General features: G+C 71.8%; 15 protein-coding genes. 9 read left to right on the forward strand and 6 right to left on the reverse strand.

From position 1 onward, the window contains the following. Positions 1-52: 52 nt before the first annotated feature. Together KZ813_RS12400 and KZ813_RS12405 are read right to left on the reverse strand one after the other, a co-directional pair. Positions 53-814: an arginyltransferase gene (locus tag KZ813_RS12400; protein WP_219755291.1), complete on the reverse strand. Its 762-nt coding sequence runs from the start codon at positions 812-814 to the stop codon at positions 53-55. Positions 815-932: 118 nt separating this feature from the next. After that, the gene (locus KZ813_RS12405) at positions 933-2,174 is read right to left on the reverse strand and encodes a threonine ammonia-lyase (protein WP_219755292.1); all 1,242 of its coding nucleotides are present in this window, start codon (positions 2,172-2,174) and stop codon (positions 933-935) included. 65 nt (positions 2,175-2,239) lie between these two features. On the opposite strand from KZ813_RS12405, the gene KZ813_RS12410 reads away from it, so the two are divergent. Both KZ813_RS12410 and KZ813_RS12415 read left to right on the forward strand, forming a co-directional pair. Beyond that, positions 2,240-2,569 carry a hypothetical protein gene (locus KZ813_RS12410; protein WP_219755293.1) on the forward strand — a complete coding sequence of 110 codons (330 nt, stop codon included), beginning with the start codon at positions 2,240-2,242 and terminating at the stop codon, positions 2,567-2,569. A gap of 170 nt (positions 2,570-2,739) precedes the next feature. Beyond that, positions 2,740-4,422, forward strand: a complete 1,683-nt coding sequence (locus KZ813_RS12415) for an amidohydrolase (protein ID WP_219755294.1) — start codon at positions 2,740-2,742, stop codon at positions 4,420-4,422. Between the two features lie 251 nt (positions 4,423-4,673). Here the strand turns inward: KZ813_RS12415 and KZ813_RS12420 are convergent, their stop codons facing one another. Next, the gene (locus KZ813_RS12420) at positions 4,674-4,946 is read right to left on the reverse strand and encodes a hypothetical protein (protein WP_219755295.1); all 273 of its coding nucleotides are present in this window, start codon (positions 4,944-4,946) and stop codon (positions 4,674-4,676) included. 238 nt (positions 4,947-5,184) lie between these two features. Here KZ813_RS12420 and KZ813_RS12425 point away from each other — a divergent pair, with 238 nt between their 5' ends. Next, on the forward strand, positions 5,185-8,100 hold the full coding sequence (locus KZ813_RS12425; RefSeq protein WP_219755378.1) for a TonB-dependent receptor: 2,916 nt from the start codon (positions 5,185-5,187) through the stop codon (positions 8,098-8,100). 154 nt (positions 8,101-8,254) lie between these two features. Here the strand turns inward: KZ813_RS12425 and KZ813_RS12430 are convergent, their stop codons facing one another. Together KZ813_RS12430 and KZ813_RS12435 are read right to left on the reverse strand one after the other, a co-directional pair. Next, complete coding sequence (locus KZ813_RS12430; protein ID WP_219755296.1) at positions 8,255-10,927, reverse strand: TonB-dependent receptor; 2,673 nt, start codon at positions 10,925-10,927, stop codon at positions 8,255-8,257. A gap of 226 nt (positions 10,928-11,153) precedes the next feature. Further along, a complete protein-coding gene (locus tag KZ813_RS12435) occupies positions 11,154-11,318 on the reverse strand; it encodes a hypothetical protein (protein WP_219755297.1) in 165 nt (54 codons plus the stop codon). 128 nt (positions 11,319-11,446) lie between these two features. Between KZ813_RS12435 and KZ813_RS12440 the strand changes: the two genes are divergently transcribed. The 6 genes from KZ813_RS12440 (at position 11,447) to KZ813_RS12465 (ending at position 23,438) form a co-directional block, all read left to right on the forward strand. Continuing rightward, positions 11,447-13,429, forward strand: a complete 1,983-nt coding sequence (locus KZ813_RS12440) for an autotransporter assembly complex protein TamA (RefSeq protein ID WP_219755298.1) — start codon at positions 11,447-11,449, stop codon at positions 13,427-13,429. Between the two features lie 5 nt (positions 13,430-13,434). Further along, positions 13,435-17,544 carry a translocation/assembly module TamB domain-containing protein gene (locus KZ813_RS12445; protein ID WP_308461885.1) on the forward strand — a complete coding sequence of 1,370 codons (4,110 nt, stop codon included), beginning with the start codon at positions 13,435-13,437 and terminating at the stop codon, positions 17,542-17,544. A gap of 102 nt (positions 17,545-17,646) precedes the next feature. After that, on the forward strand, positions 17,647-18,720 hold the full coding sequence (locus KZ813_RS12450) for an alpha/beta hydrolase (RefSeq protein WP_308461876.1): 1,074 nt from the start codon (positions 17,647-17,649) through the stop codon (positions 18,718-18,720). 11 nt (positions 18,721-18,731) lie between these two features. Further along, on the forward strand, positions 18,732-19,217 hold the full coding sequence (locus tag KZ813_RS12455) for a DUF4142 domain-containing protein (RefSeq protein ID WP_258046710.1): 486 nt from the start codon (positions 18,732-18,734) through the stop codon (positions 19,215-19,217). 318 nt (positions 19,218-19,535) lie between these two features. Beyond that, positions 19,536-21,743: a TonB-dependent receptor gene (locus KZ813_RS12460; RefSeq protein WP_308461877.1), complete on the forward strand. Its 2,208-nt coding sequence runs from the start codon at positions 19,536-19,538 to the stop codon at positions 21,741-21,743. 195 nt (positions 21,744-21,938) lie between these two features. Beyond that, positions 21,939-23,438 carry a tryptophan halogenase family protein gene (locus tag KZ813_RS12465; protein ID WP_219755301.1) on the forward strand — a complete coding sequence of 500 codons (1,500 nt, stop codon included), beginning with the start codon at positions 21,939-21,941 and terminating at the stop codon, positions 23,436-23,438. A 271-nt stretch (positions 23,439-23,709) separates the two neighbouring features. Here the strand turns inward: KZ813_RS12465 and KZ813_RS12470 are convergent, their stop codons facing one another. Next, positions 23,710-24,735 (reverse strand): LacI family DNA-binding transcriptional regulator, encoded by a 1,026-nt coding sequence (locus KZ813_RS12470; RefSeq protein ID WP_219755302.1) that lies wholly within the window; start codon positions 24,733-24,735, stop codon positions 23,710-23,712. Positions 24,736-25,025: the final 290 nt, after the last annotated feature.

The raw sequence follows: 25,025 nt of genomic DNA on the forward strand, positions 1-25,025 counted from the left end.
CGGCAGTGCCTCCCGCCGGCGAGTGCACGGCACGGTGGATGCCGAAACGAGTTTAGGATGCCCGGATCGCGGCGGTCTCCTCCTCGGGCATCAGCGTCCAGCCGCGCGGGCCGAGCATCTCGAGTGGGCGGTAGCGCGTCTTGTACGCCATCCGCGCCGAGCCCTTCACCCAATAGCCGAGATACACGTACGGGAGCCCCGCCGTCCGCGCGCGCGCGATATGATCCAGGATGATCAGGTTACCGAGCCCGGGCCGCGCGTCCTCGTCGGTGACGAAGAAGCTGTACACCATCGAGAGACCGTCGGTCTGGCGGTCGGTGAGGCAGGCGCCCACCAGTCGCCCGGGCCGGTCGCCGACCGCGGGCTCGCGATATTCCACCACGACCGAGTTGACCGGCGACTGCTCGATCATGTCGGCATAGTCCATCTCGTCCATGCCGATCATCCCGCCGCCGGGATGGCGCGCGGCGAGATACTGGCGCAGCAGCTGATATTGCTCGTCGGTGGCCCAGGGACGGCATGCGCTCACCTCGAGGTCGGCGTGGCGGCGCATCAGCCTGCGCTGGGTCGCGTTGGGCTCGAACTCATGGGTCAGCACGCGCACCGAGACGCAGGCGGCGCAGCCGGCACAGCTCGGGCGATAGGCGACCGACTGGCTGCGGCGGAAGCCGATGCGGCCGAGCGCGTCGTTGAGCTCGCCCGCGTTGGGGCCGCTCAACTCGGTGAAGACCTTCCGCTCCTGCCGGCCGGGCAGATAGGGGCACGGCTGCGGGCTGGTGACGAAGAAGCGCGGGAATCGAAATGGCGCGGTCACCGCCTTCAACCTCCTCTACAACTCCGCCCCGGTGCGTGATCTCCCATATGTAGGGTCGGGCCCTTGGTGAAAAGTGGATTCACCAAGAATTCCGCGCCATGGCCCCGGCGATATCGGTTCAGGCGAGATCGACCGGGCGCACCTCATAGCCCGCCTCGCGCAGTCCCTCGATCAGCCGGTCGAGGTGCGCGCGGTCGCGCGCCTCGCACTCGATGTCGGTGATCAGCCCCTTGGCGGGCAGCGTGGTGAACACGCGCTGGTGGTAGATCTCGATGATGTTGACCCGCTCGCGGTCGAACACGCGCATCACGTTGTACAGCGCGCCGGGTTGGTCCTGCAGCTGGAGCCGCAGCCGCGCCAGCCGGCCCGAGCGCGCGAGGTCGCGCAGCAGCACGTTGGCGAGCAGCCGCGTGTCGATGTTGCCGCCGCACAGCACGACGCCCACGGTGCGCCCGCGGAACCGCTCGGGGTGCGCGAGCAGCGCGGCGAGCCCCGCGGCGCCCGCTCCCTCGACCACGGTCTTCTCGATCTGGAGCAGGAGGCTCACCGACTCCTCCAGGCTGCGTTCCGAGACCAGGACGATCTCGTCGACCAGCCGCGCCACCATCTGGGCGGTGATCCCGCCCGGCTCCTTGACCGCGATGCCCTCGGCCAAGGTGTCGCCGGCGCAGACCAGCTGCGTCGCGTTGATGCGGTTGTACATCGACGGGTAGAGCTCGGCCTGGACGCCGACCACCTCGATCGGGCGTGCCGCCGCGCGCGCCACCGTCGCCATGCCCGAGATCAGCCCGCCGCCGCCGATCGGGACCACCAGCGTGTCGATGTCGGGATGGTCCTCGAGCATCTCGACCGCCACCGTGCCCTGGCCCGCGATGATGCGGGGGTCGTCGAACGGGTGGACGAAGGTGAAGCCGCGCTCGGCCTCGAGCAGCCGCGCGTGCGCGTAGGCGGCGTCGAACGTGTCGCCCTCCAGGATCACGTCGGCGCGGTGCGCCTGCGTCTGGGTGACCTTCACCGTCGGCGTGTTGCGCGGCATCACGATGGTCGCGGGCACGCCCAGCCGGTTGGCGTGATAGGCGAGGCCCTGCGCGTGATTGCCCGCCGAGGCCGCGATCACGCCCTTGGCCCGCGCGGCCTCGGAGAGCTGGAGCAGCGTGTTGAGCGCGCCGCGCTCCTTGTAGGCCGCGGTGAACTGGAGGTTCTCGAACTTGAGGTAGACGGTCGCGCCGGTCAGCTCGGAGAGCGTGCGGCTGATGAGCGTCGGGGTGCGGACGATCGAGGGCGCGATGCGCGCGTGCGCCGCGCGGACGTCCTCGATCGTGACGGGCAGGGCGGGGTCGGACACGGGAAGGCTGGCCATCGCGCGGTGCTAGCCGATGATGGAGGAGAGAGGAACACCCGCGCGCCGACGCGCATTGGTGATCGGTGCAGCGCCACTTCTTCTCGCTCCGCATCGCGCTGCTGGTGATCCTCGCCGGCGTCGTGGTGAGCGCGATCGACCTCGCGACTCGCGGCTTCGTCGTGGTGTACGACCCGCGGGCGCTGATCCGGGGCGCGGTGCTGGAGGATGGGCTTGGCGGGCGGCGGCGGCCGCTGCGCGAGTTCGCGCGCGATTACTGGGCGACGCGGCCGGCGTTCGACGGCAAGGTGCGGCTGCTGTGCCGCAGCGGTCGCGAGGTGCTGCGCGCCGACGTCATGCCGGGCGCGCAGACGAGCTACACGGTGACGGCGGAGGACTGCCGACAGCTCGGGTGAGCAGCGCACCGCATGAGATGTTCGCTCCCGTGTTCCTGCGGACGCAGGAATCCAGGGCCAGTATCGTCACGTCCGCGGTGCTGGGCTCCTGCGTCCGCAGGAGCACGCCGGCAAGAGGCCATCCGCATCGCACCCTCGCCAAAAACCTCCCGCGATCATATGGCGATCGCATGAACCGCCGCTTGCTCCCGCGCCTGCTCGGCGCCGCCGTCGCGCTATCCTCGCTCGCCGCGGCGGGACAGGCGACCGCCGACGCGCTGATCGACAATGTCACCGGCCTCACGCTCGACCGCGACCAGCGCGTCGTCCGCTTCAAGGCGATGGTGATCGACGCGCAGGGCAAGGTCGTCCGGCTGATCGCGCCCGACGAGCAGCCGCCCAAGCCGACCAAGAAGAACCCCGGCCCGCGCTACGACTGGCGCGCCGACATGAAGGGGCGCGTGCTCGTGCCCGGGATGATCGACGCGCACGGCCATGTCGTCCAGCTCGGCATCGCCGCGCTGACGCTCGACCTCTCCGACACGCGCACGCTCGACGAGGCCAAGGCCAAGATCGCCGCTTATGCGCGCGAGAACCCGGAGCGGCCGTGGATCGTCGGGCGCGGCTGGAACCAGGAGGTCTGGGGGCTCGGCCGCTTCCCCACCGCGGCCGACCTCGACGCCGCGGTGGCCGATCGGCCGGTGGTGATGACGCGCGCCGACGGCCACGCGATGTGGGCCAACTCGGCCGCGCTCAAGGCCGCCGGCGTGACCGCGGCGACGCCGAACCCCGCGGGCGGGCGAATCGAGAAGCCGCTCGGCACGTTGGTCGATCGCGCCACCGACCTGATGGAGCGAGTCGTTCCCAAGGTCAGTCCCAAGGACCGTACCGCCGCCTTCCTGAAGGCGCAGCAGATCCTGCTCGGCTACGGCGTCACCGCGATCGCGGACATGGGGACCAGCCTCGACGACTGGATGACCTATCGCCGCATGGGCGACACCGGCGCGCTGCGCGTGCGGATCATGTCCTACGCGCTGGGCATCGACACCGCGGTGACGATCGGCGGCACCGGGCCGACGCCGTGGCTGTACGACGACCGGCTGCGGCTCGAGGGCGTGAAGCTCTACGCCGACGGCGCGCTCGGCTCGCGCGGGGCGTGGCTCAAGGCGGATTACGCCGACGCGCCGGGGCAGCGCGGGCTCGGCTTCCTCAGCGACGACCAGCTGCAGAACATCATGAGCCGCGCCGCGATGGATCGCTACCAGGTCGCCGTCCACGCCATCGGCGACCGCGCCGACTCGCAGGTGATCGACTCGATCGCCGAGCTGTCGCAGACCTACACCGGCGACCGACGCTGGCGGATCGAGCACGCGCAGGTGGTCGATCCCGCCGACTTCAAGTCGTTCGGCCGCTACGGCATCGTCGCCTCGATGCAGCCGACGCATCAGACCAGCGACCGGCTGATGGCCGAGGCGCGGCTCGGCCCCGCGCGGCTGGCGGGCGCCTATGCGTGGAAGTCGCTGCTCGACAGCGGCGCGAGGCTGGCGTTCGGCTCCGACGTGCCGGTGGAGCGGCCCGATCCCTGGGCGGGCTGGGCGGCGGCGTTCACGCGCACCGACGCCGCGGGCGAGCCCGCCGGCGGCTGGCATCCCGAGCAGGCGGTGACGCGCGAGCAGGCGTGGTGGGCCTATACCGGCGGGGCGAGCTACGCGGGGTTCGCGGAGGATCGGTTCGGGGTGCTGGCGCCGGGCCAGCGCGCCGACTTCCTGATCCTCGATCGCGACCCGATGCTCGCGGGCGCGAGCGAGCTGCGCCAGACGAAGGTGCTCGAGACCTGGATCGGCGGCCAGCGCGCGTGGGAGGCGGGGAAGTAGGTAGGCGAGGGGGGCTCTTGATCCTCCCCTGCGAGGGGAGGTGGCGCGCGTAGCGCGACGGAGGGGTATCGCCGGTCGCTAGTCAAGAGACCTGCCCCGGCCGGGTCACCCCTCCGTCAGCCCTTCGCGCTGCCACTTCCCCTTGCAGGGGGATCGGCGAGCATCTTAGACGTCGGTCAACGAGCTCGCCTCCACGCGGCCACCGAACGTAGCCACGCCGCGGCGGGCGGTGAACGCCCGCCCCAACCCGCTCAGCGCGCGCCCGACATCGTCCCGTTCGACAGGTCGCCGAGCGTGTCGCTGTTCTCCATCATCATGCCGTTGCCCGACATCGCATTGTCCATCGCCATGTTGTCGCCCGCCATGCTGCCGGACGCGGTGACGCCGTTGGCCTGGCTCTCGTTGGCGACGACGTTGTTGTTCTCGTCGGTCGTGATCGTCTGGTCGCCCTTGCCGCAGGCGCCGAGCGCCAGGGCGAGCGGGAGGGCGGCGAGGAAGGCGGCGCGGGGCAGGACACGGGTCATGACAGTCTCCGTCGGCTGAAGCGCGCCAACGTCGCGCCGACCGCGCTCGTTCCCTCGCCGACGCCTCCCGACCCGCTGTGTCCGCCGCGCCACAGCCCGCCCCGAGGCGGCTGAATACGTATGTGGCTTTCTTGTGACGCGGTCCGGCGCGGGCCTAATCGGCGGCATCTACCCAGGCACGGTCGCACCAACGCGACCGCCGGGACAGGGGAGGATCGTCTTGGACCGCTCGTCACTCATGCTATCGGCGCGCACGCGCCTCGTCTCGCGCACCAGCGGCGGCGCGCTCGCCGCGGCGCTGCTGCTCGCCGCCGGCGCGGCGCAGGCGCAGGAGGCGCCGTCGCAGCCGAACGCGCCCACCGCCAACCCGACCGCCAAGGCGACGGCGGACCAGCCGGCACCGCCGGCCGATCCCACGCCCGACGCCAACGCCAACCCCGATCCCACCGCGACCGACGCGGGCGCGGACGAGATCGTCGTCACCGGCATCCGCGCCAGCCTCGCCAAATCGGCCGAGATCAAGCGCAACTCGACCATCATCGTCGACTCGGTCTCGGCCGAGGACATCGGCAAGCTGCCCGACGTGTCGGTGGCCGACTCGCTGGCGCGCCTGCCGGGCGTCACCGCTCAGCGCGTCGAGGGGCGCGACCAGAGCCTGTCGATCCGCGGCCTCGGCCCCGATTTCTCGACCACGCTGCTCAACGGCCGCGAGCAGGTGACCACGGGCGACAATCGCGGCGTCGAGTTCGACCAATATCCGTCGGAGTTCTTCAGCAACGTCAACGTCTACAAGTCGGCCGACGCGTCGCTGATCGCGGCCGGCGTGTCGGGCACGGTGGACCTGCGCATGCTGCGCCCGCTCGACCAGAAGGAGCGGCTGTTCGTCGTCTCGGCGCGCGGCCAGATGAACGGGATCGGCAAGCGCAACCCCGACGGCCAGCGCTACGGCTATCGCGCCACCGCCACCTTCGTCGACAAGTTCGCGGGTGACACGCTGGGCATCTCGATCGGCCTCGCCGCGCAGGAGTCGCCGACCAATTACGACAAATACGAGGCCTGGGGCTATCCCGGGCTCAACGACCGCAACGTCAACTGCGACGCGGCGGGGGGCAACCCATGCCTGCTCGGCGGCGCCAAGCCCTATGTCCAGTCGAACCTGCTCAAGCGCTACGGCGGGGTCGGCACGATCGAGTGGCAGCCGAGCGACTCGTTCCACTCGACCTTCGACGCGCTCTACACGCACTTCGAGGAGACGCAGCACCTGCGCGGGATCGAGTTCCCGCTGGGCTATAACGTCGCGCCCAACCCCGGCTCGGTGACGGTGCAGGACGGCTATGTCCAGACCGCGACCTTCTCGCCGCAGTACACCGTGCAGCGCAACGACCTCAACGAGCGCCGCGCCGACATGTACTCGTTCGGCTGGAACAACGATCTCAAGCTGTCCGAGACGGTCCACCTGAACGTCGACGCGAGCTGGTCGCACGCCAACCGGCAGGACGAGCTGATCGAGACCTACTCGGGTACCGGTTACGGCGGCACCGGTCAGCGCGACACGATCACGATCACGCGTCAGGACAGCGGCATCTACTCGATCGTGCCGACGCTCGACTATACCAACACCGACGTGATCCGCATCACCGACCCGGGCGGCTGGGGCTATAACGGCACCAACGCGGTGGTGCAGGCGGGCTTCCAGAACCGACCCAAGTTCAGCGACGACCTCAAGTCACTGCGCGCGAGCCTGGCGGGCGACTTCACCGACCTGGGCGTGATCCGCGGCTGGGAGGTCGGCGCCAATTACTCGCAGCGCGAGAAGAAGGCGCAGTACACTTCCTACTTCTACTGCCCGTCGGGCACCGGCAGCAACTGCACCGTCGCCAGCGGCACCACGACCTCGATCGCGGTGCCGAGCGACGTCGTGCTCGACCCGGTCTCGCTGGGCTTCATCGGCGTGCCCAACATCCTGGCGCTCGACTCGCGCGGGGTGCTCGACCTGCTCAGCCCGGTGTTCGACAACCGCCCGGAGAGCCTCGCCAAGGTGTGGGGCGTGAAGGAGAAGGTGGCGACGGGCTACGCCAAATTGGTGTTCGACGGCACCGCCGGCGGCAAGGCGATGAAGGGCTCGCTCGGCGTCCAGGTGGTGCACACCGACCAGAGCTCGGACGGCCGCATCGCCGGCCTCAACGCCGGCGCGGTGACGCTGTCCGAGGTCTCGGGCGGCGCGAAATACACCAACGTGCTGCCGAGCGCGACGCTGTCGGTCGAGCTGATCCCGAGCGGCTTCGTCAAGATAGGCGCGTCGCAGACGATGGTGCGCCCGCGGCTCGACCAGGAGCGGATCTCGCAGAACGTCGCGATCACCCCGGGCAACGTCGGGCGCGGCTCGGACCCGCTCAACAGCCCCTTCTCGTCGGACGGCGGCAACTTCCAGCTGCGCCCGTACAAGTCGACCAACATCGACATGTCGTTCGAGAAATACTTCCCCGGCGGCGGCTATGTCGCGCTGACCGGCTATTACAAGCGGCTGACCGACTATGTCGATCCGAACAACAACGTGCTGTACGACTTCTCGCCGCTGCTCAGCTCGCTGACGCCCGAGCAGCAGGCGATCGTGCGCGCGCAGAACGCGCAGAACGGCCTGTTCAAGCTGCCCGCCAACTCGGGCCGCGGCGAGATCCTCGGCGCCGAGGCGACCTTGTCGCTGCCGCTGCGCATGCTGACGCGCTCGCTCGACGGCTTCGGCCTGTTCGGCAGCGGCAGCTACACCAGCTCGGCGGTCCGCTACGACAGCGCGCCGGCGGACACGCAGACGGTGCCGGGCCTGTCGAAGTGGGTGCTCAACGGCACCGCCTATTTCGAGAAATGGGGCTTCCAGGCGCGCACGACCTATCGCTACCGCTCGAGCTTCCTCGCCGAGGTGCGCGGCCTGTCGGCCACGCCCGAGCTGAACACCGCCAAGGCGGAGGGCATCCTGGACGCGCAGATCGGCTATGAGTTCCAGAGCGGTCCGCTCCAGGGGCTGGCCATCCTGGCGCAGGCGAAGAACCTGACCGACCAGGAGTTCTACCAGTACACCAACGGCGACCCGCGCCAGGTGCGGCGCTACCAGCGCTACGGCACCGATTATTACGTCGGGCTGACGTATAGGTTCTGAGCACTCCTCCCCGGCACGGGGAGGGGGACCGCCCGGCAAAGCCGGGTGGTGGAGGGGGCTCTCCCCGCAGCGCGGCGCCTGCGGCGGCCCCCCTCCACCACCGCGCTAGCGCGCGGCGGTCCCCCTCCCCGCGAGCGGGGAGGCTCTTGCTCGCTCAGAATTCCGCGCGCGCGCCGAACAGGATCGTGCGCCCGTAGTAATTCACCTCGCCGAAGCGCAGCTCGCTGTCATTGTACGTGTTCTGCCGCGCGCCGGCGAGATTGATCCCCTCCAGGCTGAGCGTCAGCTGCGGCGCGACGCGGAGGGAGAAGTTGCCGTCGAGCGAGCCGAACGGCGCGATATAGGTCGGCACCTGCACCGTGCTGCCCGTGCCCGACAGATAGCGGTCGCGCCACACGTAGGACAGCCGCGCCGACACGGGACCCTTGTCGTAGAAGCCGACCAGGTTGAAGCTGTTCTTCGACAGGCCGATCAGCTGGTCGCGGATGTCCCGGTCGCCGGCCTTATAGTCGGCCTGCACCGAGGTGTGGGTGTAGGACGCCTGCACACCCAGCCCGTCGAGCGGCTGCGGCAGGAAAGTGAATACCTGGCTGTACGCGAACTCGGCGCCATAGACCTTGGCGTCGCCGCCGTTGACCTGGGTCGACAGCCGTACCGTGCCGCGCCCCGGGATCTCGATGTCGACGTTGTTCTGCGTGATGTAATTGTCCAGGGCCTTGTAGAAGACCGCGCCGGACAGCAGCCCCGACGGCGCGAAATACCACTCGAGCGAGCCGTCGAACTGCGTTGCCAGGAACGGCACCAGCTGCGGGTTGCCGCCGCCCGCGGTCGGCGCGTCGGTGGAGACGGTGATGCGCGGCGCGACGTCGGTGACGTTGGGGCGGGTCAGCACCCGACTGGCGGCGAGCCGGCCGACCAGCTTGGTGGTGAGGTCGGCGCGCAGGTTGAAGCTGGGAAGCCAGTTGTTGAAGGTCTTGGGGAAGCTCGCCGGCGTCGCCACCGAGCCCGCGGTCAGCGTGCCGCTCGCCACCTGGTCGGTGTGGACGTAGCGCACGCCGACATTGCCGCTCACCGCCACCGCGCCGAGCGGGAACTGATAGTCGGCGCGCACGTAGCCGGCGGCGATCTTCTCGGTCACCTCGAACGACGAGCGCCGGTCCGCCAGCGTCAGCGCAGAATTCTCCACCGCGGGCGTGAAGAAGGCGTCGAGATAGGCCTCGGTCACCGGCACGAGGAAGCTGCGCGGCGCGTTCCCCGACACGCCCTTGAGGAAGTCGTCGAACGGCAGCTGCTCATAGGCGCCGCTGCCGAGCACGCTCAGCGGCGTGCCCGCGGGCGGGTTGACCAGGAAATCGCGGCGGAAATAGTCGCGCTTGCGCCAGTGATACTCGCCGCCCGCGGCCAGCTTGGAGAGGAAGCCGTCCAGGTCGCGCGCGACGTCGCCGCGGGTGTAGAGGTCCCAGTCCTTGCTGTCCTTGGGCGCGATGTTGAAGGTGTAGAGGCTGTAATTGGCCGGGTTCGTCGCGTCGACCGGCGTGGTGAAGCTGGGCAGCACCTTGTAGCCGCCGGTCGCGTCGTAGCTGAGCGGGGCGATGAAGATCGCGCGGCTGCGCACCGTGCCCTCGCGGTAATCCGGGTGATAGCTGTGTGCCGCCGACCAGTTGACGTCGGCCGACAGGTGCCAGCGGTCGGGGTTCCAGCGCTGCTTGAGGCCCACCGTTAGCAGGTCGTGGCGGTTGAGGCTATACTCGCGCGACGCCATGAAGCGGACGTTGTTGATCGTCGCCTTGGTGATCGTGTCGCCGTCGGTGACGACCGAGCCGGGCACGATCGACGCGCCGGGCGTGTAGCTGCTCCTGGTGTCGTCGGGGTAGATGTCGAGGCCGAACTCGTCATAGGCGACGTCGAGCCGGGTCGCGACGACGTCGAGGATCGTCTCCAGCTCGGCGGTCGGGCGCCACTGCGCCGAGATGATGCCGGACAGTCGCTCGCGGTCCTCGGTCTCCACCGTCGGGCGGGTGCGGGTCGGCGAGTAGAGGCCGGCGGGCAGACCGCCCGCCGCCGGGCTGGTGTAGCGGTCGCGCAGCCAGCCGAAGTTGAGGAAGCGGTCGTTGCGCACCGACTTGGCCCAATATTGCGCGCCGGCCAGCAGCCCGAACGTGCCGTCGCCGGTGGTCGCGCTGGTCAGCATCGTCGCGTTGGGGCGTACCTTCTCGGTCTGCGTCGTGTAGGTGCCGCGCAGGTTGAGCGTCGTCTTGTTCCCCACCTCGAGCGGGCGGAAGGTGGTGACGTCGATGTTGCCGCCCAGCGCGCCCTCGCTCATGTCGGCGGTGGGGGTCTTCACCACGTCGATGCGCGAGGTGAACTCGGCCGGCAGCATCTCGAAGCGGAACTGGCGCCCCGCCGCGCCGCCGTTCTCGATCAGGTCGTTGAGCGCGACGGTGCGCCCGTTCATCAGCGTGTTCTGGAACTGCGGTCCGAGCCCGCGGACGCTGACGTACAGACCCTCGCCGCGCGGCCGCGTGATCGCCACGCCGGGGATCAGCTGGAGCGCCTCGGCGACGTTCTGCGTCGGGAACTTGCCGATGTCGGTCGAGCTGATGGAGTCGACCCCGTAAGCGGCGCGGCGCTTGGTCTCGACGGCGGCGTCGATGCTGCGCGCGTAGGTGCCGTTGACGACGATGTCCTCGCCGGGCGGGTCGGCGGCGTCGCTCGGCTGCGCCATCGCGGGGGCGCTCGGCGCCGATTGGGCGTGGGCGGTGCCGGCGAGCGACGCGACGCCGACGAGCGCGACGGAGGCCCGCAGCAGGCCGAGAATGGATGGCATGTGGATGTCCCCCGAGCGGCATGAGTGCCGTCTCGGGGTGGAGCGCTATCGGGCCCGCGTGTAAGCCGCGCGACGTTTGGGCGACACTTTCATTACGAACTTCGAGCCCTGGGGGGAGGAACACGTCATGCGGAGCGGTGCCTGCTCCCGCGGCCGCGTCGACATGGTGGCGCGCGACGTGCCTGGCAGCCCGACCGCGCGGGCGTCGCGTCTCAGACCGACGCGGTCACCGGTCGCGCCACCATACCCACAGCGCGATCGCGACCCCCAGCGCGAGCCCGGCGAGGAAGCCGATCGTCGGCTGCCCGGCGACGAGGCCGAGGATCGTGCCGCCGAGGATCAGCGCGGCGATCGGGAAGCCACCGGCGAGTGGGGAGCGGGAAGGAGGCATGCGCGTGCTGTGCCACGCCGGACGAGCCCGCGCCAGTCACGGCGGGACGTGCCGCGCGCGCGATCTCGATCTCGCTCAGTGGCTTTTCCCCCCTTCTTCTATCCCCGAGCCGCGGCTAGACCGAGCGGATGAGGCCGGACGTGGGGCGGCGCGGCGCGCTGCTCTGCGCCGTGGTCGGCGTGATGACAGGAGCGATGCCCGCGCGCGCGCAGCAGGCGCCGACGGGAGCGGATGCCGCGACCGCCGCGCCGGCGGCGGGCACCCCCGCGCTCGACGACGTCGACCCCAGCGCGCCGCTCGCCGCCTTGCCCGACATCGGCGTCGACTGGCCCGATCTCAGCGCCGCCCCGGCCGCGCCGGTGACCGAGCGCGCGCAGATCGGCGCCACCACGCGCTACGCCTGGCGCATCGACGGGCTGGACGCCGCGGGCACGCCGTTGCTGCGCCAGCGCTTCCAGGAACTGTCGGTACTCGCGGGGAACGACGGCAAGGAGGCCAATCCGGCGCAGCTCGACCGCCGCGCGCGGCAGGACGCCGAGCTGCTGCTCACCCTGCTCAAGGGCGAGGGCTATTATGACGCGACGGTCGCGACGCGGTTCGAGCGCGCCGAGCGACGCCCGGTGGTGGTATTGGCCGCGACCCCGGGGACGCTCTATCGCTTCGCCGGGGTGACGCTCGCCGGTGTCGAGGCGGCGGGCGCCAAGGCGCAGAGACTGCGCGACGCCTTCGCGGTCCGCCCCGAGGATCCGGTCAACAGCGACGCGATCGCCGCGGCCGAGGCGAATCTGCGCACGCGCGCGGGCGAGGAGGGCTTCGCCTTCGCGCAGATCGGCGATCCGCAGGTGGTGGTCGACCGCGCGGCGCAGAGCGCGACGCTGTCGGTCGAGGTCGCGCCCGGCACCGCGCGGCGCTTCGGCCGGATCACCGCCAACGCGGACAATCGCGTGTTCGACGCGGACCATGTCGCGGATATCGCACGCTTCAAGACCGGGGACCCCTATGAGGCGTCGCAGCTCGACGATCTGCGCCGCGCGCTGGTGCAGACCGGGCTGGTCTCCACCGCCGAGGTGCGCGCGGTCGCGGCGGGCGACCCATCGGTCGTGGACGTCGCGGTGCGGCTCGAGCCGGCGCCGCCGCGCACCGTCGCGGTCGAGCTCGGCTACGGCACTGGCGAGGGCGCGCGCTCGGAAGTCAGCTGGACCCACCGCAACTTGTTCCCGCCCGAGGGCGCGGTGACTCTGCGCGGTGTCGCCGGCACGCGCGAGCAGCTCGGCCAGGTCACTTTCCGCCGCAACAACTTCCACGCGCGCGACCGCGTGCTCACCGCGCAGTTCGCCGCCGCGCACCTGCTGCGCGACGCCTATGAGGCGAATACGCTGTCGCTGTCCGCCGCGCTGGAGCGGCAGACCAACATCTTCTTCCAGAAGACCTGGACCTGGTCGCTCGGCGCGGAGCTGGTCGCCTCGGACGAGCGCGACGTGATCCTCTCCACCGGCGAGCCGCGCCGCCGCACCTTCCTGATCGGCGCGCTGCCGACCAGCCTCGGCTATGACGGCTCGGACGATCTGCTCAACCCGACCCGCGGCTTCCGCCTCGCCGGGCGCGTCAGCCCCGAATTGTCGCTGCAGAACAGCGTGTTCGGCTACACGCGCGTCCAGCTCGACGCGAGCGCGTACAAGCCCGTCACCAAAGGCACCGTGCTGGCGGGCCGCGTCCGTGCCGGCACGATCCTGGGCGCGCCGCGCGACCAGATCGCGCCGTCGCGGCGCTTCTACGCCGGGGGCGGCGCCTCGGTGCGCGGCTACGGCTTCCAGTCGATCGGCCCGCGCGACCCCAATAACGACCCCATCGGTGGGCGCAGCCTGGCCGAGTTCGCGGTCGAGGCGCGGATCAGGGCGTTCGGCAATTTCGGCGTGGTGCCCTTCTTCGACGGCGGCAACATCTACACCGGCGGGCTGCCCGATCTCACCGGCTTCCGCTACGGCGCGGGCATCGGCGTGCGCTATTACTCGAACTTCGGCCCGATCCGCGTCGATCTCGGCACGCCGATCAACCCGCAGAAGGGTGACAGCCGGCTCGCGGTCTATGTCTCGCTGGGGCAGGCCTTTTGACCCGCGTGCTGCGCTACGCCGGGGTGGCGCTCGCGACGCTGGTCGCGCTGGCGCTGCTGGTCGTGTTCGTGCTCGACACCGGCGTCGGGCACCGTTTCGTCGCCGACCGGGTCAACGCGCTGCGCCCCGACAACGGGCTGCGCTTCCGTCTCGGGCGGATCGACGGTTCTCTCTATGGCCGCGCCGAGCTGGTCGACTTCCGCCTCTACGATCCGAACGGACTGGTGCTGTCGGTGCCGCGCGCGCGGCTCGACTGGTCGCCGCTGGCGTGGTGGCACAACCGGCTGGACATCGCGTCGCTCGACATCCCGGTCGCCACCCTCGCCAAATTGCCCGAGCCGCGCGACACCGGGCGCAGCGGGCCGCTGCTCCCCAAGTTCGACATCGCGATCGCGCGCCTCGCGGTCGACCGGCTGATCGTCGCGCCCGGGGTGACAGGCGCGGTGCGGTACGGCCGGCTGCGCGGGCGCGCCGACATCCGCGACGGCCACGCACTGGTCGACCTCGCCGCGCTGGTGCAGGGCAGCGACTCGCTCGACCTGCGGCTCGACTCGCGCCCCGACGCCGGCCGCTTCGACCTGGAAGCGCGCGCGCGCGGCACGGCGCGCGGGGTGCTGGCGCGGCTGACCGGGCTGAACCGCGCGCTCGCGCTCGACGTCGCGGGCGACGGCGACTGGCGCCGCTGGGACGGGCGCGCGGTGGCGCAGGTCGGTGCGGCGCGCGTGATCGACCTCGCGCTCGCCAACCGAGCGGGCCGCTACCGGCTGATCGGCACCGTCGCGCCGAGCGCGATCACCCGCGGCAAGCTCCAGTCGCTCACGGCGCCCCGCGTCGCGGTCGACGGCAGCGCCACCTTCGCGAACCGGCGGCTCGACGGCGCGCTGTCGCTGCGCTCGCCCGCGATCGCCGCGCGCGTCGAGGGCATGGTCGACCTCGCCGCCAGCGCGCTCCGCAACGTCCGCGTCACCGCGCGGCTGCTGCGCCCGCCGGCGCTGTTCCGCAACATGACCGCGCGCGACATGCGGCTGCGCGCCATCCTCGACGGCAACTTCCGCAGCTTCTCCTTCGACTATCGCCTCGCCGCCGAGCGCTTCGCCTTCGACGATACCGGCTTTGAGCAGGCACGCGCGGCCGGGCGCGGGCGCTGGTCTAAGACGCCGGTGCTGGTGCCCGCGCGCTTCACCGCGGCGCGGGTGACCGGCGTGGGCGACGTCGCCGGCGGCATCCTGCGCAACCTCAGCGTCGACGGCACGCTCAAGGTGACCGCTACCCAGGTCACCGGCGACCGGCTCCGGCTGCGCTCGGACCAGCTCGCCGGCGAGATCGGGCTCCAGCTCGACCTGCGCACCGGGCGCTACGACGTCGCGCTGAGCGGCGGGTTGGGGCGCTATCTCATCCCGGGCATCGGCTTGGTGCAGGTCGACTCGCGGCTCCAGGCGGTGCCCGGGCCGAGCGGCCATGGCACGCGCGTGGTCGGGCGCGGCACGGCGCGCGTGCTGCGGCTCGACAACGCCTTCTTCGGCTCGCTCACCGGTGGGCTGCCGCGGATCGAGAGCGAGCTGGAGCGCACCCCGGACGGCATCCTCCACTTCACGCGGCTGGTGCTCACCGCGCCGACGCTGCGGCTCGCGGGGAACGGCTACCGCCGCCGCGACGGCACCTTCTTCTTCGAGGGCGCGGGCACGCAGGGCACTTACGGCCCGGTGACGCTGCGGCTGGACGGCAGGATCGAGCGGCCGACGCTCGACCTCGTCTTCGCGCGCCCCAACGCCACGCTGGGGCTCGCCGCGGTGCGCGCGCACCTCGATCCCAGCGCACAGGGCTTCGCCTTCACCGCGGCGGGCGAATCACGCCTCGGACCGTTCGCGGGGGCGGGACAGATCGTGCTGCCGCCGGGCGACGGTCAGTCGCGCATCCTGGTCGACCGGCTCGACGTGAGCGGCACGCGCGCGACCGGCGCGCTCGACATCGTCGACGGCGGCTTCCGCGGGCGCCTGGCGGTGAACGGCGGCGGCTGGAGCGGCGCGCTCGACTTCGCGCCGGTCGGCGAGGTGCAGCGGATCGCGGCGCAGCTCCAGGCGCGCAATGCGCGAATCGGCGCCTTCGCCGCGGTCCGCGTGGCGCAATTGCAGTTCACCGCCTTGCTTGATCCCGCCGGCACCAAATTGGACGCGACCGCGCGCGGCGCCGGGCTGCGCCACGGTGCGCTGTCGGTGTCGCGCTTCGACGGCGGCGTGACGCTGGCGGGCGAGACCGGCGAGATCCGCGCCGCGGTCGCCGGCTCGCGCGGCGTCGGGTTCCGCGTCCAGACCGTCACCGCGGTCACGCCCGAGGGCTATACCGTGCGCGCGAGCGGCAGCATCGGCCAGCGCCCGATCCGGCTCGACACGCCCGCGGTCCTGCGCCGCGACGGCGACGCCTGGACGCTGGCGCCGACCAAGCTGAGCTTCGCGGGCGGTTCGGCCGAGGTCTCTGGCCGCCTCGGCGACGAGGAGACCAGCTTCCGCGCGACGCTCGCCGACCTGCCGCTGGCGGTGCTCGACATCGGCTATAGCGGGCTCGGGCTGGGCGGCAGCGCGAGCGGCTCGCTCCGGCTCGACGCGCGCGCGGGCGCGGCGCCGACCGGGCGCGCCGACCTGACCGTGCGCGGGCTGACCCGGTCCGGCCTGGTGACGTCGTCGACGCCGGTGGACATGGGGCTCGCCGCGGTGCTCGCGCCCGACCACGCCGGCGCGCGCGTGGTGATGCAGTCGGCGGGCAAGATTGTCGGCCGCGCGCAGGCGCGGCTGAAGCCGCTCGGCAGCGGCAGCCTGGTCGAGCGGCTGTCGCGCGCCGGCCTGTTCGCGCAGGTGCGCTACAGCGGGCCCGCCGACACGCTGTGGCGCCTCACCCGGATCGAATTGTTCGACCTGACGGGGCCGGTCGCCTTCGCCGCCGACGTCACCGGCACCACCCAGGCGCCCCAGCTGCGCGGCGTGGTGCGCGCCGCCGGGGCGCGGATCCAGAGCGCGACCACGGGCACCTCGATCACCAACGTCGCGGCGAGCGGGCGCTTCAGCGGCTCGCGGCTCCAGCTCGACCGTTTCACCGGCGACGCCGGGCGCGGCGGCAAGGTGACGGGCAGCGGCTGGTTCGACCTGCGCCCGACCGGCGTCGCGCTCGACCTGCGCGTCGACGCCGACCACGCCGTGCTGATCGACCGCGACGACATCGGCGCGACCGTCACCGGCCCGATCACCTTCCGCTCCGACGGCGACGGCGGCGTGATCGGCGGCGACGTGCGGCTCGACACCAGCCGCTACAAGTTCGGCCAGGCGACCGTCGCCAGCGCGCTGCCCCAGGTGTCGGTGCGCGAGATCAACGTGCCCGGCGGCGACAATGCCGACGACGAGGTGGCGGCGCCGTGGCGGCTCGACGTCCGCGCGCGCGCGCGCAACGGGCTGATGGTCACCGGGCTGGGCCTGTCGAGCGAGTGGACCGCCCAGGTACAGATCGCCGGCACGCCGACCGACCCCGCGCTGACCGGGCGCGCCGACCTGGTGCGCGGCGACTATGAGTTCGCGGGGCGCGAGTTCGAGCTGTCGCGCGGCATCATCCGCTTCGCCGGCGAGGTGCCCGCCAACCCCGCGCTCGATATCGAGGCGAATGCCAACACCACGGGGCTCAACGCGTCGATCCGCGTGACCGGCGTCGCGCTCAAGCCCGAGATCAGCTTCGCCAGCACGCCCGCGCTGCCGCAGGACGAACTGCTCTCGCGGCTGCTGTTCGGCACCTCGATCACCAATCTCTCCGCGCCCGAGGCGCTCCAGCTGGCCGCGGCGGTGGCGGCGCTGCAGGACGGCGGCGGCGGGCTCAACCCGATCAACGCGGTGCGCCGCGCCGCCGGGCTCGACCGGCTGCGCATCCTGCCCGCGGACCCGCAGACCGGCCAGGGCACGTCCATCGCGGCGGGTAAATATGTGACGCGGCGACTCTATGCCGAGATCATCACCGACGGTGCGGGCTATTCCGCCACGCGGGTCGAGTTCCAGGTGACGAGGTGGCTCTCGCTGCTGTCGTCGATCTCGACGCTGGGGCGGCAGAGTGCCAACGTGCGCGTGTCGCGCGACTATTGACGGAGTGGCGTTTCGCCGCCGGAACGGTCGGCGCGTGACGGGGGTTGAGGCGCTGCGGCGCGGGTGAGCGTGGAGGGGGCCAGGATGCGATGGGGATGGTGCGTGGGCGCGGCGGCCGCGCTGGCGATCGGCGGCGGCGCGGCGGCGCAGTCTCCCGCCGCGCTCAACGACGCGCCGCCCCCGCTGCCCGCGACGGCAGCGACCCAGACGGTACCGGTGGCGGACGACATGCGGTCGATACTGGACCAGCTGCCGCTGCTCGGCGCGCGCGCGATCGCGACGCTGACGCCGGTCGAGGCGCGGCTCGAACCGACCGCGGCGGACGCGTACAACGCCGCGATCCGCAAGTCGGGCATGTCCGTCGCGCCCGACGCGACGGTGACGACGCAGGATCTCGCCTATGGCGCAGACCCGATGCAATATGCGCGGGTTTATCGGCCCGGTGCCGCCGCGGGCACGGGCGCGCCGCTGCCGCTGCTGGTCTATTATCACGGCGGCGGCTGGGTGCTGGCCGACCTCACCGCCTATGACGCGACGCCCCGGCTGCTCGCCAAGCAGCTCAACGCGATCGTCGTCTCGGTCGAGTATCGCCGCGCCCCGGAATATCGCTTCCCCGCGCAGCACGACGACGCCGCCGCGGCCTATGCCTGGGCAGTGCGGAACGCCCCCGCCTGGGGCGCCGACCCCGCGCGCGTGGCGCTGGCGGGGGAGAGCGCGGGCGGCAACCTCGCGCTCAACACCGCGATCTACGCGCGCGACCATGCGCTGGCGCGGCCGGCGCACGTGCTCGCGATCTACCCGATCGCCAACAGCGACCCCGCGCTGCCGTCGCGGCGCGACTCCGTCGCCGCCGTGCCGCTCGACACCGCGATGCTGGGCTGGTTCGCGCATTACTACGCTGCCGGTGCCGGCGACACCGCCGATCCGCGGCTCGACCTGGTGCGCGCCGACCTGCGCGGGCTGCCGCCGGTGACGATCGTCAACGCGCAGATCGACCCGCTCCGCTCGGACGGCGAGACGCTCGCCCAGGCGCTGCGCGGCGCCGGCGTGAGCGTGCAGCAGCGCACCTATGGCGGCGTGACGCACGAGTTCTTCGGCATGGGGCGGCTGGTGCGCGGCGCCTATGACGCCGAGCTGTACGCGGTGGCGCGGCTCAAGGCGGCGTTCGGGCTATGAGAAGGGTGACGATGCGCGCGCTGGCGGCCGCGACGATGCTGGCGGGGGCGGCGCTGCCGGTGGCGGCGGCGGCGCAGGCGATGTCGCCGACGCGCTACCTGGAGGCGGCGGGCGCGGCCGACCTGTACGAGCGCGCCGCGAGCCAGATGGTGCTCGAGTCGACCGCCGATCCCAGGGTACGCGAGTTCGCCCGCATGATGGTGGCCGATCACGCGCGCGGCAGCGCGACGCTGCGCGCGGCGGCGGCGCGCGCGAGGGTGCGCGTGCCCGCGGCGGCGCTCACGCCGCTCCAGACGGAGTGGATCGCCGAGCTGCGCGCCGAGACCGGATTGGCGCGCGACTCCACCTATGTCGCGCAGCAGCGCGCCGCGCACGCGCGGACGCTTCCGCTGCATCAGGCCTATGCCGCGGGCGGCGGCGCGGCGGCGCTGAAGGCGGCGGCGGCGCGGATCGCGCCCGTGGTGGCGCGCCATGCCGAGCTGCTCAAGGCGATGTGACGGGCGCGGGAGAGGGCGGCGGCCCGCGCGACGACGACGGCGATCGCGTCCGGACGGCGGTCGCGCGACCGCCCGCGCGCTCGTCCCCCACCGCGTCACGTCGGAGTGACGTGGTCGCGACCGCCGCTGTCGCCGCCTCGCGCCCGCGCGCGCCGTAAAATCCACGCGCTCTCCACGGGTGAGCACGCCCACCCTCTACAAGGATCGTAGATATCGAAGCGATCCGGGGGGAGGCATATGTTCGACAGGTCCGTGGGGCAGGCATCGTCCCTCCTCGCCCTCTGTGCGGCGGCCGTCGCCTCGCCTGCCTTCGCACAGGTGCCTACGCCGGCGCAGGCGCCCAGGCCCGGCACCGTCACCGAGGGCAAGGACGGCGAGATCATCGTCACCACCACGGCGCAGAAACGCTTCGAGAATATCCAGAACGTGCCGCTGGCGGTGCAGGTCGTCACCCCGGCCCAGCTCGAGGCGCAGGGCGTGCACCATTTCCAGGAGCTGGAGCGAGTGATGCCCTCGCTCGTCATCCGCCCGGCCGATCATCCGGTGAACACCAACGTCTCGATGCGGGGCGTCGGCACCTTCGCCTATGCGATCGGGGTGGAGTCGAGCGTGGCGGTGACGGTCGACGGCGCCCCCGTCGCCTTTCTGGCGCGCGCCATCAGCGACCTGCCCGACGTCGCGATGATCGAGGCGCTGCGCGGGCCACAGAGCACGCTCTACGGCAAGGCCGCCTCGGCGGGTCTGATCAAGATCATGACGACGCAGCCGACCAACGATCTGCGCATCCGCGCCAGCGCGCGCGTCACCGCCGATCACGAGTTCGCCGAGCAGCTCAGCGTAACCGGCCCGCTGACCGAGACGCTCGGCTACGTCATCACCGGCGGCTACACGCATTGGGATGGCAACGTCCGCAACCTCGTCAACGGCCGGCGCGTGGGCGGGCGCGATACGCTCACCACGCGCGGCAAGCTTCGTTGGCGGCCGAGCCCCGAGCTCACCTTCACGCTGTCCGGCAATTACATCGACGGCAGCACCGCGGTGGGGCGACCGTTCGTCCGCATGGCGCCGGGGGCGCGGCTGCGGAACGAGCCCGGGCTGACCGCCGCGGTGGTGCTCCCCGGCGTCGAGATCGGCCCGGGCAACCAGACGGTCGCCTATAATGCGCGATCCGGCACCGACTATCATGGCAGCGGCGCGCTGCTGCGGAGCGAGCTCGACCTCGGCGCGGTCAGCCTGCTCAGCCTGACCAACTACGATCGCTTCAAGCTCTACGACTATCTCGATTTCGACGATACCGCCGCGATCCCGCGGCGCGGCGATGTGCGCGAGATCGGCGCCTTCGCATCGCGGCTGTTCACCCAGGAGACCCGGTTATTGTCCCGCGACGACGCGGCATTGCGCTACGCGCTCGGCCTCTATTATGCGGACACGAACTTCGAGCGGCCGTTCCAGCGCGGCCCGGGATTCGCGCTGTCGCACCTCTACGCCACCGCCGGGTCGCGCCAGGTCGCCGGGTTCGGCCAGCTCGACTGGCAGGTCCTGCCCGGGCTGACCGCCACCGCCGGCGGGCGGCTACAGAACGAGCGTGTCCGCTACACCTTCGCCGACCTGCTCGCCGCGCAGCGCCACCCCGAGGCGAGGAGCAGCTACGCCGGTCATGACAGCGACGACGCCGCCACGTATCGACTGGGCCTGACCTATCAGGCGGCGCCCGACGTGATGGTCTTCGCCAGCTACGCCACCGGGTACAAGGGGCAGGCCTATGACCTGTCGACCGGCTTCGACCAGAAGCGCGCGGATGGCGGCCCGATCCGCCCCGAACGGTCGCGCGACAAGGAGATCGGCGTCCGAACCCAGTGGCTCGAGCGCCACCTGACCTTCAACACCACCTTGTTCGACACGCACTATCGCGACCTGCAGGCGCAGACCGTCGAGTTCTTCCCTGACGGCTCGTACATCAACCGGCTGACCAACGTGGGCCGGCTCGTCACCCGCGGCATCGAGGTGGAGAGCTCGGCGCGACCGAGCGGGGCCATCACCCTCAACGCCAACGCCACCTACCTGCGCGCGCGCTACCTGTCGTTCCCCTCCGCGCCCTGTTACCCGCTGCAGACCGCGGCGCTGGGCTGCGTCGGTAACCCGCGCCGCCAGGATCTGGCGGGCGAGCGGCTGGCGCAGGCGCCCAGGTGGCGGTTCGACGCCGGAGCCGAATATGCGCCCGCGCTCGGCCATGGCCGACGCGGCGTGGTCCAGGCCGCGTGGCGCTACCAGGGATCGATGTACTACGCGCCGCGCGACCCGCAGCTGCTCCAGCGTGCCTATCACATCGCCGACGTCAGTCTCGGCCTGCGCGATCAGGATCGCCACTGGGAGACCGCGGTCTTTCTCGACAATGTGTTCGACCAGCAGCATTATACCTCACTGATCAACGTGGCGAACAACTTCGGCAACCAGGTCGCCACCGAGGCCTTGCTGCCGCGCGACTTCCGCCGCTACGGGGGCATCCGCGTCGGGCTCAGTTTCTAGGCTGGGGCGACCGCCCGCTCCTGCGCCATGAGGCGCCCAGGTCACGGGCGGCGCTCGCGTGGCTCTGGTCCCCGGCGGTCACCGGCGCCCGGCTCCGCTCGAATCGATCGGGGCCCCAAGCCCCCAAGCCCGGCCCGGCCCGGCCCGGCCCGGCCACGCCCGTCCGGCTTGTCCGTGGCGTCTCGACCGATCACCATGGCCGCGGATGTATTTATCTGTGGAGACCTGCCCGTGCGCACGATCGTCATCGCGGGTGGTGGCAGCGCGGGGTGGATGTGCGCCGCCGCCTTCGCGCACCTGCTCGGGGCCGGATGGCACGTGCGGCTGGTCGAATCGGAGGCGATCGGTACGGTCGGCGTCGGCGAGGCGACGATCCCGCAGATCCGCACCTTCAACCAGGCGCTCGGGCTCGACGAGCGCGCCTTCCTCGACGCCACCGAGGGCACGTACAAGCTCGGCATCGAGTTCGTCGGCTGGGGCGCGCCGGAGGAGCGCTACCTCCACGCTTTCGGCGACGTCGGGCGCGACTCGGGGCTGGTGCCGTTCCACCAGCGCTGGCTACGCGCGCGCGCGGGCGGGGCGGTGGCGCCGCTCGGCGACCATTCGCTCAACGAGGTCGCCGCGCGCGCGGGGCGGATGCAGCTCGGCCGGGCGCGCACCGCGGCGCTGCTGGCCGAGATGCCCTATGCCTTCCACTTCGACGCCGCGCTCTACGCCGCGCTGCTGCGCCGCTTCGCCGAGGCGCGCGGGGTGGAGCGGATCGAGGGGCGGATCCTCGACGTGGAGCGCGCGGGCGAGACGCTGACCGCGCTGCGGCTCGACGGCGACCGGCACGTCGAGGGTGACCTGTTCGTCGACTGCACCGGCTTCGCCGCGCTGCTGATCGGCGGCGCGATGGCGGTGTCGTACGACGATTGGTCGCGCTACCTGCCGTGCGACCGCGCGCTCGCGCTGCCCTGCGCGCGAGTCGCTCCGCCGATCCCCTATACCCGCGCCACCGCGCACGATGCGGGCTGGCAGTGGCGCATCCCGCTGCGCCATCGCACCGGGAACGGCCTGGTCTACAGCAGCGCGCATCTGGACGAGGACGCGGCCGAGCATTTGCTCCGCGCCGGGCTCGACGGCGGCACCGACGCCGCGCCGCGCGCGATCCGCTTCACCACCGGCCGGCGGCGCGAGGCGTGGCGCGGGAACGTGGTCGCGATCGGGCTGGCGGCGGGGTTCATGGAGCCGCTCGAGTCGACCAGCCTCCACCTCGTCCAGTCGGCGATCGCGCGGCTGGTCGCGCTGCTACCCGGCGCCGCGGCGGGGCCGGCGACCCGCGACGCGTTCAACCGCCAGAGCGCGACCGAGTGGGAGCGCATCCGCGACTTCCTCGTGCTCCACTACCACGCCAACCGCCGCGAGGGCGCCTTCTGGCGCGACTGCCGTGAGCTGCCGCTGCCCGGCACACTCGCGGACAAGCTGGCGCTGTGGCGCGAGCAGGGCGTGGTGCTGCGCGAGCAGGACGAATTGTTCACCGAGGTGGCCTGGGTGCAGGTGCTGGTGGGGCAGGGCGTGCTACCCGCGGCGCATCACCCGCTCGCCGACGCCGAGCCGCTGGAGGAGGCGCGCGAGTTCCTGGCGCTCTGGGCGCAACTGGTGCGGCGCGAGGTGGCACAGATGCCGCCCCATGCGGCGCTGGTGGGAGGATAAAGCTTCAGGGTTCACGCGAAGGCGCGAAGACGCGAAGAGGATGTTGCCGCGGCTGTGGCTTGTGGGACGGGTGCAGAAGCAAGGTAGTCTATTCACGCGGAGGCGCGGGGTCGCGGGGGAAGGCGCCTGTGGCGCCGTAGCGGCATCCGCTACGGCCTCTGCGGAGAGAGCCGCTGTCGCGGCTCATGCCACCTCTCTGCGCCTCCGCACCCCCCGCGTGAAGAAGCTTCTCCGCGTCCTCGCGTCCTCGCGTGGACCTGACCCTGCCGCCTCAGGTCGAGGCGCGCACCACCAGGGTCGCGGGCAGCGTGAGATGGTCGGTCGGCTCGCCCGCGATCTGGCGCACCAGCGTGTCGACCAGCACCGCGCCCGCGCGACCATAGTCCTGCGCCACGGTGGTGAGCGGCGGGCGGGTCAGGCTGGCCGCGGGGATGTCGTCGAAGCCCACCACGGCGACCGCGCGCGGCACCACCAGCCCCGCCTCGTCGAGCGCGCGCAATGCGCCCAGCGCGATCAGGTCCGAGGCCGCGAACAGCGAGTCGAAGCCGATGCCGCGCGCGATCAGACGCTGCGTCGCCTCATAGCCCGCCAGCTCCGACGACAGAGCGTCGACGTGCAGCCCGGGGTCCACTGCCAGCCCGGCGTCGCGCAGCGCGTCGCCGAGGCCGCGGTATCGGTCGCGGAATTCGGGATAATGGTCGCTCGCCTCGCCCAGGAAGGCGACGCGCCGGCGCCCGCGCTCGATCAGGTGGCGGCCCACCGCGGCGCCGCCGGCGCGGTTGTCGCAGCCGATCACCGTGCCCAGCCCGCCGCTCGCCGCGACCGAGCCGTAGCGCACGAAGCGGGTCTTCTGCCCGACCAGCTGCTCGACGCGCGCGCGGTACAGCTGCCAGTCGCCGTAGCCGAGCAGGATCAGCCCGTCGGCCTTGCGCGAGTCGGCATAGTCGACGTGCCAGTCGGCGGAGAGCTGCTGGAACGAGGTGAGCAGGTCGTAGCCGCGCAGCGCGCAGGTCTTCAGGATCGAGCCCAGCATCGACAGGAAGAAGGGGTTGATGTGCGAGTCGTCGGGCAGCGGATCCTCGAAGAACAGGAGCGCCAGCGTGCGCGCCTCGCCTTTCCGTAACGACGAGGCGGCGCGGTCGACCTTGTAGTTGAGCTGGCGCGCGATCGCCTCGATCCGCAACCGCGTCGCCGCGCTCACCGTCTTGTCGCCGCGCAGCGCACGCGACACGGTGGGCTGCGAGACGCCGGCCAGCGCCGCGATGTCGAACGAGGTGACTTTGTCGGACAGCGCCATGGCGGCGGATTGGTCTCTCCAGCGGGACCATCTTCTACCGCGCGGGCGGCTCGCTGTGAATACGTATGCCCTGCGCTGGCCAAGCGCGGCGCCGCGCCGCATCAGGCGGCGAACAGCGCGGGGCGTCCCGACGCGGCACGGGGAGGTGAACGGATGGTGGTGTCGTGGGCTGCGCTGGAGGTGTGCTCCCGCGAGAGCGGGAGCCAAGGGCGACTGGGCGGCGCCACCGCGGCACTGGATTCCCGCGTGCGCGGGAACACGGGTGACGGGCATGGCGCCTTTCCGCCCCA

Origin of the sequence: Sphingomonas folli (assembly GCF_019429525.1) — a bacterium.
GTDB classification, from domain to species: domain Bacteria; phylum Pseudomonadota; class Alphaproteobacteria; order Sphingomonadales; family Sphingomonadaceae; genus Sphingomonas; species Sphingomonas folii.

Coding starts and splice junctions, on each gene's coding strand:
- KZ813_RS12405 (WP_219755292.1), bottom strand. CDS start 2,174: ATGGCCAGCCTTCCCGTGTCCGACCCCGCCCTGCCCGTCACGATCGAG.
- KZ813_RS12415 (WP_219755294.1), top strand. CDS start 2,740: ATGAACCGCCGCTTGCTCCCGCGCCTGCTCGGCGCCGCCGTCGCGCTA.
- KZ813_RS12420 (WP_219755295.1), bottom strand. CDS start 4,946: ATGACCCGTGTCCTGCCCCGCGCCGCCTTCCTCGCCGCCCTCCCGCTC.
- KZ813_RS12425 (WP_219755378.1), top strand. CDS start 5,185: ATGCTATCGGCGCGCACGCGCCTCGTCTCGCGCACCAGCGGCGGCGCG.
- KZ813_RS12430 (WP_219755296.1), bottom strand. CDS start 10,927: ATGCCATCCATTCTCGGCCTGCTGCGGGCCTCCGTCGCGCTCGTCGGC.
- KZ813_RS12435 (WP_219755297.1), bottom strand. CDS start 11,318: ATGCCTCCTTCCCGCTCCCCACTCGCCGGTGGCTTCCCGATCGCCGCG.
- KZ813_RS12440 (WP_219755298.1), top strand. CDS start 11,447: ATGAGGCCGGACGTGGGGCGGCGCGGCGCGCTGCTCTGCGCCGTGGTC.
- KZ813_RS12455 (WP_258046710.1), top strand. CDS start 18,732: ATGCGCGCGCTGGCGGCCGCGACGATGCTGGCGGGGGCGGCGCTGCCG.
- KZ813_RS12465 (WP_219755301.1), top strand. CDS start 21,939: ATGGCCGCGGATGTATTTATCTGTGGAGACCTGCCCGTGCGCACGATC.
- KZ813_RS12470 (WP_219755302.1), bottom strand. CDS start 24,735: ATGGCGCTGTCCGACAAAGTCACCTCGTTCGACATCGCGGCGCTGGCC.